The organism is Georgenia satyanarayanai, assembly GCF_023715365.1.
Classification (GTDB): Bacteria; Actinomycetota; Actinomycetes; order Actinomycetales; family Actinomycetaceae; genus Oceanitalea; species Oceanitalea satyanarayanai_B.
In genome coordinates this window covers 157,878-169,716 of record NZ_JAMBNZ010000005.1, presented here as the reverse complement: position 1 = coordinate 169,716, position 11,839 = coordinate 157,878, and the positions used below count along the sequence as shown (strand labels likewise).

The window sequence follows — 11,839 nt, the reverse complement described above, 5'->3', positions numbered from 1 at the left end:
AGACTCAGAGGTCGTCGGGGTCGCGCCCGAGCAGGTGGGCCACCTGCTCGCGGACGACCTCCTCGACGAGCCCGTGGAGCTCGGTGGTGTCCTCGCAGCGTGACTGGATCGGGCGACGGTAGAGGACGACGCGGTCGGTGAGACCGGCGGCCGGGTCGGCCGGGAAGTACCGCCCCAGGGCGACGGCGTCCCGCTCCCACGGACTCGGGTCCGAGGGCGGGACCTCCTCGACGCCGAACTCGACCGCCGCCAGCTGGCGCGACCAGCGCTTCTCCAACCGCTCGACCGCACCGAGCACGGCGTCGTCGAACTCCTCGCTGCGGGTGCGCCACCCGGGCAGCGTCGGCGGCAGCAACGGGCCGCGCAGACCACGGCCACGGCGGTCCCGCCGGCGCGCGGTACGCCGGGACGGGATCACGAGGTCGTCGGGCACCCCTCGATGGTAGGCCCCGGGCCCCGGCGTGGCCGGGCCGGCGGTGCCTGCGGGACGTTGTACCGTCAGGGCGTGAGAATCTCCCGCCACTGCACCCGTGCTGCCTGCGGCCGTCCCGCCGTGGCGACCCTCACCTACGTGTACGCCGACTCCACCGCCGTCCTCGGCCCGCTCGCCACCCAGTCCGAGCCGCACTCCTACGACCTGTGCGAGCAGCACGCGCACCGCCTCACCGCCCCGCGGGGCTGGGAGGTGGTCCGCCTCGCCACGGAGTTCGTGCCGGCCCCGCCCAGCGCCGACGACATCGAGGCGCTGGCCGACGCCGTGCGCGAGGCCTCCCGCGCCCGCCCCGGCCCCTCGCTGCCCGCCACCCGGCCCGGCACCGTCGCCCCCGCACCGGTCACCCACCGCCTGCCCGAGCCCGAGCTCGGACGCCGCGGCCACCTGCGGGTGCTGCCCGGCGAGGCCGACTGACCCGGCGACTACCCTGGAGACCTGCGCACCCGGCGCAGGGAGACGGAGCAAGTGATGAGTGCGAGCGAGCAGCCGGCGACGATCGAGCCCTGGGTGCGGGACATCCTGCGCTGCCCCGTGACCGGCGCCGAGCTCGTCGAGGGCAACGCGCCCGACGGCACGCCCGAGCTGCGCTCCACCGACCCGCACCGCGCGCTGGCCTACCCCGTCCGTGACGGCGTGCCGGTCCTCCTCGCCGAGGAGGCCCGCGAGCTCTGATCCGGCGGCGCCGCTCAGTCGATCAGCGGCGCGAGGGCATCTCCCAGGCGAGGTGCCAGCGTGCGGACAAAGGTGGCCGTGAGGTGGTGGGAGTCGCTGTGGGTGAGGACCCCGCCGACCACGGGCACGCAGTCCTCGCGAGGGCAGACGTACTCGTTGAGGTCGACGACGTCGACGTCGGGGACGAGGGCCGCCCCCTGCCGGAGCATCGGCGTCCCTGACCGCTCGATCGCGCTGTCCCGGTGGAGCGCGCAGGCGTCCAGGTCGTCGCGGTGCTCGGCGACGCACTCGGGGGCATCCACCAGGAGGCGGGGCGTGTCGAGGATGGTGACGACGTCGATGCCGGACTCCTCGAGCGCACGCCAGTTGGCGGCGCTCCCGTCCGCGAGCCCCTGCACGGAGGCGTCGCGGCTCAGGGGCTCGGCCTCCCCGGGCAGCTGATACGTCCCGTCGGCGCTGACGACGACGACGTCGGGCTGCTGGGTGATGAGTCGCGCCCGGACGTCCCCCTGCCAGGCGTAGCAGCTCTCGTACGGCTCATCCGCCGCCGTGGCCCACGTCAGGACGTCGGCGAAGATGCAGCTGGACTTCGTGTACGTCTCCAGGCGCCACCCGTTGTCCTCGGCGAGCAGCCGGAAGGCGGGCTGCCAGTGTGCGGCGTGGGAGTCACCGACGAGCGCGATCACCGTGTCGGACTCCGCGTCGCCGTAGGTGCAGCTGAGGACCTTGCCGCTGCGCTGGTTCTGGTGGCAGCCGTCGGCATACATGTCGGCGACGTCGTCCGGGGCGTCGGCGAGCGCGGGGGTGATCGAGGTGGCCCGGTCCACGGGCTCTCCCGCCGCGGCCGCGGCAGGGTCCTCGCCGAGGATGGCGGCACCGGGAGCGGGACCGTCGCTGACGCTCGCGCGGTTGCCGGCGACGGCGACGGCACCGGCGGCGGCCAGGCCCACGGCCACGCACGCGAGGCCGAGCACGCCGGCGCGCCACGGCACGGCGAAGCGGGGGGAGCGGTGGAAGGGGCGCTCGACCAGCCGGTAGGTGAGCCACGCCGGCGCGCCCGAGGCCGTGGCGACCAGCAGCCCCGTCGTCACGGGGAGCGTGCCGTCGGTGCCCCACACCGCCGTCGCGACCACGATGAGGGGCCAGTGCCACAGGTACAGGGAGTAGGACCAGGCGCCCACGTGCTGCATGGGCGCAGCCGTCAGGGGGCGCAGCTCGCCGCGGCCGTCGCCGCTGCCGGCGAGCAGGACCGCGGCGGCACCGAGGGTGGGGACGAGGGCGGAGGCGCCGGGAAAGGTCGTGGCGGCGTCGAAGGTGAGGGCGGCGTAACCGATCGCCACGAGCCCCGCCCAGCCGAGGACCGTCCGCGCCGCGGGCGTGAGCGCGTGGACGACGACGACGGCGAGGAGGGCGCCGACCGCCATCTCCCACAGCCGCGTCGTGGTGACGAAGTATGCGGCGCCGGGGTTCGCCGTCGTCAGGTGGACCGACCAGAGGAAGGACGGCACCGCGATGGCGAGGAGGCCCGAGAGAAGGCGGCGGGAGGCGTTGCCACCGCGCCAACGCCAGAAGAGCGCGACGATGAGCAGCGGCCACACGATGTAGAACTGTTCCTCGACGGCGAGGGACCAGAAGTGCTGGAGCGGGCTCGCGGCCGACTCGGCGGCGAGGTAGTCGACCGAGCGGTCGGCCAGGCGCCAGTTGACGAGGTAGACCGAGCTGGCGGCGATGTCCCCTGCGACGTCGCGCCAGCGCGTCACCGGGAGGAACAGGAGCGTGAGGGCGGCGACCGTGACGAAGACGACGGCGGTCGCGGGCAGCAGCCGCTTGGCCCGGCGGGCGTAGAAGCGGCTCAGGCTGAGGCGTCCGGTCCGCTCGAGCTCGCGGACGACGAGGCCGGTGATGAGGAAGCCGGAGATGACGAAGAAGACATCCACCCCGACGAAGCCGCCGGGGAGGAAGGGCACCCCCGCGTGGTAGAGCAGGACGAGCCCCACGGCCACGGCCCGCAGGCCCTGGATGTCCCCGCGGAAGCGGGTGGTGGGGGTGGACGCGGGGGCGGCGACGGGGGTCGTGGCTGCGATCATGCGCGAACCTCTCGTCTGCTGCTCGAGTCGCCGGGCGGTGGTCACCGCCGTCCACGGCCTCCCGACTGTACGCCGGGTGCGCCGCACGCGCGCCACTCGGCCCCGGAACAGCTCAGCTCTCGGCGTGAGGGGCAGGCCCGTGCGGGCCCCCTCCCCCGTCGCCGAGAGCTGAGCTGTTCCTGCGGGCTGGTCAGCCGGTGATGGAGTCGACGAACTCCTGGTTCTCCTCGACCCACTGGTCCACCGCGGCGTCGTTGTCCTCGCCGTTCATCTCGTTGAACATGATGTTCTCGAGCGAGTGGAGCTGCTCGTCGTCCAGCTGGAAGCCGGCGATCCACTTCGCGACGTCCGGGTAGGTGTCAGCGAAGTCGGCGTTGCCGTAGGCGTAGATGTCGTCAGGCTCGCCGAGGGCGCCCTCGGGGTCCTCGAGGTCCTTGATCGGGAAGGCGTCGTAGGCCCAGTGCGGCCGCCACAGGGTGACGACGACGTTCTCCCCCGCGTCGACCGCCGCGCTGAGCTCGGTGAGCATGGCGGGGGTGGAGGAGATGAGGTAGTCCATGCCGTCCAGGCCGTAGGTCGGGATGACCTGCTCCTGGGTGATCTTTGTCAGGCCGGCGCCCGACTCGATGCCGATGAGCCGATTGTCGAAGAGGTCGGCGTTGTCGGCGAGCTCGGCGAGGGAGTCGATCGGGGCGTCCTCGTTGACCGCGATGGTCAGCGGGGCCTCCTCGAACCAGGTGCCGAGCTCGGCGAGGTCGTCGCCGTACTCCTCGATGTAGTGGCCGTGGGTGGCGGGCAGCCAGGTGTCGAAGTTGACGTCGTAGTCGCCCTGGGCGAGGCCGGTGAAGACGACACCGGCGTCCGCGGTCTCCATCTCCACCTCGTAGCCCTGCTCCTCGAGGATGTGCTGCCACAGGTGGGAGACGGCGATGCCCTCCTCCCAGCCGGAGTGGATGCCGATGGTGATGGGGCCGGCGTCCGCACCGGTGGTGTCCTCGGAGCCGCCGTCGGTGTCGCTGCCACAGGCGGCGAGCGTGAGGGCCAGGGCGGTGGCGGAGGCGATGACGGCCCCGCTGCGTCGGGTGATCTTCATGTGGTGTCCCTTTCGTGTGACGTTCACGTCGTGTCGTGGAGGATCGGTGTCGTGAGTGGCGGTGGGTCAGTCCTCGGCGGCGCGGACCTTGAGGGCCCGGGAGACCGGGGCACGGTCGCCGAGGGCGGAGGTGACGCGGTCGAGGTACATCGCGAGGATGACGACGGAGAGCCCTGCCTCGGCGCCCAGGCCGATGTTGACGCTCTGCAGCGACTGGACCACCGGCTGCCCGAGGCCGGGGGCCCCGACCATGCCGGCGATGACGACCATCGACAGCGAGAGCATGATGAGCTGGTTGATGCCGGCCATGATCGTCGGCAGCGCGAGCGGGAGCTGGACCTGGCGCAGGATACGGCCGGGCGTGGCGCCGAAGGCGTGGCCGGCCTCGACGACCTCGCGGTCGACCTGCCGGATGCCGAGCTCGGTGAAGCGCACGCCGGGAGCGGCGGCGAAGACGATCGTCGCGACGATGCCGGGGACCACGCCCACCCGGAAGAGAAGGACGGCGGGCAGGAGGTAGACGAACGCCGGCATCGTCTGCATGAAGTCGAGCACCGGTCGCAGGGCCGTCGACACCGTGCCGCTGCGGGCCGCCCAAATCCCCAGCGGGATCGCGATGACGGTGGCGATGAGCGAGGCGACGACGACGAGCGCGATCGTGGCCATCGCCTGGTCCCACTGGTTCATTCCGACGATGAGCAGGAGTCCGATGATCGTCGCCAGTGCCAGCTTCCAGCTCTTGGCGAAGAACGCGACGGCCGCGAGGACGAGGATGACCACCCAGAATGGCGGGGTGGCGAAGGCCAGCTGGGCCAGGTCGAACAGCCAGCGCAGGACGTCGGCGATGACACCGAAGAGGCCCGAGAGGTTGCTCGTCAGCCAGTCGACGGCGGCATCGGCCCAGTCACCGACGGGGATGCGGAAGTCGTTCATCGGGCCTCACCCTTCGCCGAGGTCTGGACGGGGACGGCGGAGGTCGCCTCGTTCCCGCCGGGGGCGGTGACGTCCGGTGCCGGTGCCGGTGCCGGCGCGGGCGCGGGCTCCTGCTCGGCGGTGACGTCGGGGCTCTCGTCGTCCGCGGTCGGCGGGACCATCGCCTCGAGCATCGAGACGCGGGGGACGACGCCGACGAGGCGTCCGTCCGCGTCGGTCACGGCGAGCGGCAGCCGGGCCTCGGCCGCGGGGGCGAACATGTCCGACAGCGGGGTGTCGGGGGACACGGCGGAGGTGTCCGGACGCACGGCCGACTCCAGGGTCCGGTCCCCGCGGCGCTGGGCGGCGAGGAGGTCCTGGTCGTGGACGGTGCCGTGGAGCACGCGCCGCCGGTCGACGACGTAGGCCGCCGAGCCCTGGGTGGCCTCCAGCTCGCGCAGGGCCACACCGGGCCCGCCGCCGAGCTGGACGACGGAGATCGGCCGCCGCATGAGCGCACCGGCGGTGATGACGCGGGAGCGGTCGACGTCGGCGATGAACTTGGCGACGTAGTCGTCCGCCGGCTGGGCGAGGATCTGCTCGGCGGTGTCGATCTGGACGACCCGGCCGTCGCGCATGACGGCGATCCGGTCACCGAGGAACATCGCCTCGTTGAGGTCGTGGGTGATGAAGACGATCGTCTTGCCGAGCTTGGACTGCAGCTCCACGAGCTGCTCCTGCATCTCCCGGCGGATCAGCGGGTCCAGGGCGGAGAAGGCCTCGTCCATGAGCAGGATGTCGGTGTCCGCCGCCAGGGCGCGGGCCAGGCCCACGCGCTGGCGCATGCCACCGGACAGCTGCGCGGGCAGCGAGTCCTCCCAGCCGGCGAGTCCGGTCATCGCGACGGCCTCCTGCGCCTTGGCGAGCCGCTCGGCCTTGGCCATCCCGCGGATCTCCTGCGGGTAGGCGACGTTGTCGAGCACCGTGCGGTGGGGGAGCAGGGCGAAGTGCTGGAAGACCATGGAGATCTTCGTGCGCCGGATCTGGCGCAGCTCCGCCGGGGAGACGTCGGTGATGCTCTGGTCGCCGATGACGACGCGGCCGGCCGTGGGAGTGAGCAGGCCGTTGAGCATCCGGATGAGGGTCGACTTGCCGGAGCCCGACAGGCCCATGACGACGAAGGTCTCGCCGGGCTGCACCTCGAAGGAGGCGTCGATGACGGCGGCCGTGCCCATGGGCTTGACCTCGTCACGGCTCGCACCGGCCCGCAGCCGTCTGACGGCTTCCTGGGACCGGCGTCCGAAGACCTTGTACACGTTCTCTGCGCGTAGCGCGCTCACGCTCACCTCACTGCGGCTCGGGTTGGTCGCGGTGCACGCAGCACCGTGACCGCTCACGATCGCCGCACCTGACGGCGGGCATCGCAAACTGGGGACGGTTTGGGGAACGGCCATCCACCATGCCACCGAAACGAACGCCAGGCCACCACCTGAGGCCTTCTCGAGGCGCTCAATCGCTGCGCTGGGCCGCCGATAACCACGCGCTGACCTGGTGCTTTACCAGCCGCATAAACGTTACTGAACTGTGACAGACATAACGGTCCGGGACTGTTGTGCTGCCCCTTTTCGGCGTCCACGTGAGATGCGATGTCTCAGTTCGCGGGACGTTTCGCCGCGGGACACGGGCGCGCCGGTGGCGAGCGTCACGACGAGCCCGAGGGCACCGGCGACGGAGCGCCGGGGAGTGGCGCCGTCGTCCTCCCCCCGGGGTGGCGGCCGGACCGTCGCGTCGAAGGTGTGCTCGCAGCACCTCCTCGGTGCGGCGCAGCCCGGACGTCCACGCACGAGGCCCCGCACCGTGTGGTGCGGGGCCTCGCGGCGTGCCGTGGGTCAGGCGGCGGGGGTGCGGCGCACGCCGATGCTGTCGCGGCCGTCGCCGTCCCAGTCACCGACGAACACCTCGTCGCCCTCGCGGCCGTAGCTCATGACCTGCTCGGCCGGGCCACCACGCAGCGTGTTGGACACGTAGTAGTCGCGGCCGCGGCGCACGGCGAAGGTGTCGCGGCCGTCGCCGTTCCAGTCACCGGCGAGGACGGCGTCGGACTCGCGCCCGTAGGCGAAGACGACGTCAGCGTTGCCACCGGCGATCGCGTTCTTCACGTGGTAGACCTTCCCGCGGCGCACGGCGAAGGTGTCGCGGCCGTCGCCGTCCCAGTCGCCGACGACGACGGCGTCGCCCTCGCGGCCGTAGGTGACGACGAGGTCGGCGTTTCCGCCGCGCAGGGAGTTCTTCACGTGGTACGTCGCCCCGCGGCGCACGGCCAGGGTGTCGGTGCCGTCCCCGTTCCAGTCACCCACGAGGACGACGTCGTCGGCCTTGCCGTAGGTGAGGACGCGCTCCGCCGGCCCGCCGGTGGGGGCGTTGTTGACGAAGTACTGGTTGCCGCGCCGCACGGTGATCGAGTCTCGCCCGTCCCCGTCCCAGTCACCGACCAGGACCTCGTCGGTGTACCGGCCGTACTGGAAGGCGTAGTCGGCGTCGCCGCCACTCCAGCCGTTGGTGAGGAAGAAGCCGTACCGCTGAGCGGGCTGCTGCGGCTCCTCGTCCTCGTAGCCGAGGCCGAAGCCGATCGGGTGCAGCACTCCCTCGCCCTCGGCCGTCGGGACGTTGACCGGCAGCTTGCCGGTCGGCTCGACGGCGCCGAGGACGACATCGGCGACGGCCTGCAGCGACGGGCGCTGGTAGCCGTAGGTGACGAGCTGCGCCGGTGCGGGGTTCTCCCACGCGACGTCGTAGGGGTTGCGGACCGGGACGTGGACCACGGGGATCTCGGTCGCCTGGAGCGCGGCGAGCAGGTCGCGCTGGGTCTGCGTCTGAGCGGCGTTGGCCGGCGTGTGGGTCATGAGGACGATCGCGTCGTGGCCCTCGGCGGCCGCGGCGGCCGCGGCGATCTGCTCAGCGGTCGGGAAGTTCGCCGTGTAGAGGTGGTCGGTCTCCACGCCACGGTCGGTGAAGGCCTGGGCGAGGTACGGCACGCCGCTCTGGCCCCAGCCGGTGACGAAGACGGACTGGCCGTCGTCGAGCGGGAGGAGGTCGCCCTCGTTGCGGAGCAGGGTGACCGACCGGTTGGCGATCTCCTGGGCGGTGGCGGTGTGCACGGCGCTGCCGACGACGTCCATCACCTCGTCCACCGGCACGCTCGGGTCCTCCTCCCACACCCCGCGCTCGACCTTCCACTCGAGGATGCGGGTGACCGACTCCTCCAGGCGCTCGCGGGTGATGTCCCCGGACTCGACGGCCGCGTTGACGGCCTCGAAGGTCGCCGGGACGTCGGGGGACATGAGGAGGATGTCCGAGCCGGCCTGGATGGCGAGGACGGCGATGTCGCCGTCGTCGAGCGGGTTGTCCGGCAGCTGCTTGAGGGCAGCCATGTCGAGGGCGTCGGTGGTGATGAGGCCGTCGAAGCCGAGATCCTCACGGAGCAGGCCGGTGAGGACCTCCGGGGAGAGGGTGCCGGGCATCTCGGGGTCGAGCTCCTCGACGATGACGTGCGCCGTCATGATCATGTCGACGCCGGCGTCGATGGCCGCCTCGAAGGGCACGAGGTGCTGGTCGAGGGTGGCACGGTCGTAGGTGACGATCGGCAGGCCGGTGTGGGAGTCGGTCTCGGTGTCGCCGTGGCCGGGGAAGTGCTTGGCGGCGGCACCGACGCCCTGGGACTGCATGCCCTCGATCTGGGCGACGCCGAGCGTGGCGACGTTCTGCGGGTCCTCACCCAGCGACCGCACACCGATGACCGGGTTGGCCGGGTTGGTGTTGACGTCGACGACGGGCGCGAAGTCCGCGTTGACGCCGACGGCGGCGAGCTCGGAGCCGAGGATCTCGCCCTGGGCGCGGGCGAGCGCGACGTCGAAGGTGGCGCCCAGCGCCATGTTCCCGGGGAGCACCGTCATCGGTGCACCCATGCGGGCGACGATGCCGCCCTCCTGGTCGATCGTCGTGGCGAGCGGGATCCCGGAGGCCTCGTCGCCGACCGAGACGGCCTGCAGGCCGTTGGAGAGCCCGGCGGCGAGCTCGGGGTCGTTGACGATGCCGGGGTTGGACCAGGCGAAGTAGAGGACGCCGCCGAGGTCGAACTTCTCGACGACCTCCCGAGGGGTGTCGACGCCGTAGCGTGCCTGGTTCTGCACGGCCATCGAGGCGTCGTCGGCGGAGTTGCCGTAGACGTAGGTCCACGTCATCTGGCCGATGAGCTCGTCGACCGTCATGGCGTTGACGATGTGGTCGATCGGGTTCGCCGAGTCCGGTGCGGACGTGGCGACCGCGGGGACGGTGGACGCGAGCAGCATCCCCGCCCCGAGGGCCGTGGCGACGCCCGCGCGGGCGCCGGCGGTTCTTGTGGACAACGTTCCTCCAGTGGGTGTGAGTCGTCAACGATCACGCGCGAGACCTCGCGCGGCAACTCTTTTCGCGCATCCGTGCGCCGAGGAAAGACCTGCCGCGACCACCCTACGCCAGCATCGTGGTGCAGGTCACGTCCTGGTCTAGACCAAGGCCGAAGGTCCCGGGTCGGGCGGGTGGGGAGATAGCACGGTGGACCCCGTGGATAAAGTACTGGGACCGCTGCCGGCACGTGGTCGGGCCCGCGAGGACCTGTCCCCGGCGCGCCGGACGACGCTCGACGCGCTCCTCGAGCTCGGCGGGCGGCGCACCGTGGCTGAGCTCGCCCAGGCGCTTGGGCAGCACCCCAACACCGTCCGTGAGCACCTCGACGCCCTGGTGCGCGCGGGCCTCACGGAGCGCACGCTGCGCCACTCGGCCGGGCGCGGGCGCCCCGCCGCGCTGTATCGCGCGACGCTCGCCGCCACCCCCGCCGGCCCGGAGTACGCCGTGCTCGCGGAGGTCCTCATCAGCGCCCTCGCCCGCGCCGTCCCGGACAGGGATGCGCGCGCCGCCCAGGCGCTGGAGGCCGGGCGTGACTGGGGGCGCGCCATCCGTAAGCGCGAGCTCATCGACCGCCCCCGCCTCGCCCTCACCAGCCTCGGCGGTGCACCCGTCGACGGCGCAGCACCGGCCGAGGCGGCGCGCCTCACCGCCCCGGAGGACCCGGCCGCGCTCCGTGACTCGGTCACTCGCCTGGGCGAGCTGCTCGACCGCGCCGGCTTCGACTGTCGCACCACCGCGGAGCCCGGCGGCGGCTACACCCAGCGACTGCGCCGCTGCCCCGTCCTCGACCTGGCCCGCGAGCACCCGGACATCGTGTGCACGAGCCACCTCGGCATGGCCCGAGAGCTCCTCGCTCACGACGGTGTCGCACCCGAGCGCGTCACCCTCGAGGCCTTCGCCGAGCCCGGCGCCTGCCTGCTGCGGATCGCCCCGCCGGCGGTCGACGATGAGTGACGGCCGCGGTGTCCTCACCCGCACCTCCTTCCGGCTGCCCTTCCTCCTCCTCGGCGGGCTCGCCCTCCTCGCCGGCCTGGACGCCGCCCTCGCGCTCCTCGGGCTGCCCCACGTCCTCGTCGGCGCCCGCCTCGCCGACGTCCACGGCCCGCTCATGGTGCTCGGCTTCGTCGGCACGGTCATCGGCCTGGAGCGCTCCGTGGCCCTGGGCCGCGGCTGGGGCTACCTCGCCCCGGCCCTCAACGGCCTCGGCGTGGTCGCCACCGTCTCGGTCCTGCCCGAGGAGGTCGGCGCCGGCCTCGTCCTGGCCGGCCAGCTCGGCGGCCTCCTCGTCTACCGCTCCCTCTACGCGCGCCAGCCGGCCGCCGCCGTCGCCGTCCAGGTCCTCGGCCAGCTCATGGCCGTGGCCTCGGCCGCCCTGTGGCTCGGCGGCGTCCCCGTGCCCGGGATCATGCCGTGGCTCGTCGGCTACCTCGTCCTCACGATCTTCGGCGAGCGCCTCGAGCTGGCCCGCCTCGGCGCGCTGAGCCCCCGGGACGCGACCATTGCCCAGGGCGTCGCCGTCGCCGTCCTCGTCGCCGCCGTCGTCTCCCTCCTCGTGCCCGAGGCCGGCTTCACGCTCCTCGGCCTGGCGCTCGTCGCCGCCGCCCTGTGGCTCGCCGTCAAGGACGTCGCCCGCCGCACCGTGCGGTCCACCGGGCTGCCGCGCTTCATCGCCGTCTGCCTGCTCGCCGGCTACGTGTGGCTCGCCGTGGCCGGCGCGGTCTGGACGCTCGGTGGCCAGGTCCAGGGCCGTGCCTACGACGCCGCCGCCCACGCCCTGTTCCTCGGCTTCGTCATCTCGATGATCATGGCCCACGCGCCGGTCATCATGCCGGCCGTGCTGCGCCGGCCGCTGCCCTACCGGCGGGCCTTCATCGTGCCCGCGGCGCTGCTCCACACCTCCCTCGCCCTCCGCCTCGCCGTGGGCGACGCGCGCGACCTCGACTGGGCCGTCCAGGGCGGCGGCGTCGGCAACATCGCCGCCGTCCTGCTCTTCGTCGCCGTCGCCGCCTGGTCCGCGCTCATCGCACGCAGGACGACGACGGCGCCGTCCGTGCCGTCGTCGGGCGCTCGCTACGACACTGCCACCACGACCACCGGAGCGACCTCATGAACATCGGCCGACCAACCTCCAGCCGC

At 72.7% G+C, this 11,839-nt stretch carries 10 protein-coding genes; 4 read left to right on the top strand and 6 right to left on the bottom strand.

Annotated elements, in window-relative coordinates; genetic code table 11:
• Nucleotides 1-4 precede the first annotated feature (4 nt).
• Nucleotides 5-433, bottom strand: a complete 429-nt coding sequence (locus M3148_RS08525; protein WP_251304248.1) for a metallopeptidase family protein — start codon at nt 431-433, stop codon at nt 5-7.
• Nucleotides 434-505: 72 nt separating this feature from the next.
• On the opposite strand from M3148_RS08525, the gene M3148_RS08520 reads away from it, so the two are divergent.
• Together M3148_RS08520 and M3148_RS08515 are read left to right on the top strand one after the other, a co-directional pair.
• Nucleotides 506-907, top strand: a complete 402-nt coding sequence (locus M3148_RS08520) for a DUF3499 domain-containing protein (RefSeq protein ID WP_251304247.1) — start codon at nt 506-508, stop codon at nt 905-907.
• A gap of 54 nt (nt 908-961) precedes the next feature.
• On the top strand, nt 962-1,165 hold the full coding sequence (locus tag M3148_RS08515; protein WP_251304246.1) for a Trm112 family protein: 204 nt from the start codon (nt 962-964) through the stop codon (nt 1,163-1,165).
• A gap of 14 nt (nt 1,166-1,179) precedes the next feature.
• Here the strand turns inward: M3148_RS08515 and M3148_RS08510 are convergent, their stop codons facing one another.
• The 5 genes from M3148_RS08510 to M3148_RS08490 form a co-directional block, all read right to left on the bottom strand.
• Complete coding sequence (locus tag M3148_RS08510; RefSeq protein ID WP_251304245.1) at nt 1,180-3,252, bottom strand: acyltransferase family protein; 2,073 nt, start codon at nt 3,250-3,252, stop codon at nt 1,180-1,182.
• A gap of 190 nt (nt 3,253-3,442) precedes the next feature.
• Nucleotides 3,443-4,345, bottom strand: coding sequence for a glycine betaine ABC transporter substrate-binding protein (locus tag M3148_RS08505; protein WP_251304244.1), 903 nt, complete (start codon nt 4,343-4,345; stop codon nt 3,443-3,445).
• A gap of 66 nt (nt 4,346-4,411) precedes the next feature.
• Nucleotides 4,412-5,278, bottom strand: a complete 867-nt coding sequence (locus tag M3148_RS08500) for an ABC transporter permease (protein WP_251304243.1) — start codon at nt 5,276-5,278, stop codon at nt 4,412-4,414.
• On the bottom strand, nt 5,275-6,603 hold the full coding sequence (locus tag M3148_RS08495; protein ID WP_440136911.1) for a quaternary amine ABC transporter ATP-binding protein: 1,329 nt from the start codon (nt 6,601-6,603) through the stop codon (nt 5,275-5,277). The genes M3148_RS08500 and M3148_RS08495 overlap by 4 nt, the downstream gene beginning before the upstream one ends.
• Before the next feature lie 543 nt (nt 6,604-7,146).
• Nucleotides 7,147-9,663, bottom strand: coding sequence for a glycoside hydrolase family 3 protein (locus tag M3148_RS08490; RefSeq protein WP_251304241.1), 2,517 nt, complete (start codon nt 9,661-9,663; stop codon nt 7,147-7,149).
• Between the two features lie 196 nt (nt 9,664-9,859).
• Here M3148_RS08490 and M3148_RS08485 point away from each other — a divergent pair, with 196 nt between their 5' ends.
• Nucleotides 9,860-10,657, top strand: coding sequence for a helix-turn-helix transcriptional regulator (locus M3148_RS08485; protein WP_251304240.1), 798 nt, complete (start codon nt 9,860-9,862; stop codon nt 10,655-10,657).
• Nucleotides 10,650-11,813 carry a hypothetical protein gene (locus M3148_RS08480; RefSeq protein ID WP_251304239.1) on the top strand — a complete coding sequence of 388 codons (1,164 nt, stop codon included), beginning with the start codon at nt 10,650-10,652 and terminating at the stop codon, nt 11,811-11,813. The genes M3148_RS08485 and M3148_RS08480 overlap by 8 nt, the downstream gene beginning before the upstream one ends.
• Nucleotides 11,814-11,839: the final 26 nt, after the last annotated feature.

What these genes read in the sequence shown, in the direction of transcription:
- M3148_RS08515 (WP_251304246.1), top strand. Translation starts at nt 962, where the DNA reads ATGAGTGCGAGCGAGCAGCCGGCGACGATCGAGCCCTGGGTGCGGGAC.
- M3148_RS08510 (WP_251304245.1), bottom strand. Translation starts at nt 3,252, where the DNA reads ATGATCGCAGCCACGACCCCCGTCGCCGCCCCCGCGTCCACCCCCACC.
- M3148_RS08505 (WP_251304244.1), bottom strand. Translation starts at nt 4,345, where the DNA reads ATGAAGATCACCCGACGCAGCGGGGCCGTCATCGCCTCCGCCACCGCC.
- M3148_RS08500 (WP_251304243.1), bottom strand. Translation starts at nt 5,278, where the DNA reads ATGAACGACTTCCGCATCCCCGTCGGTGACTGGGCCGATGCCGCCGTC.
- M3148_RS08480 (WP_251304239.1), top strand. Translation starts at nt 10,650, where the DNA reads ATGAGTGACGGCCGCGGTGTCCTCACCCGCACCTCCTTCCGGCTGCCC.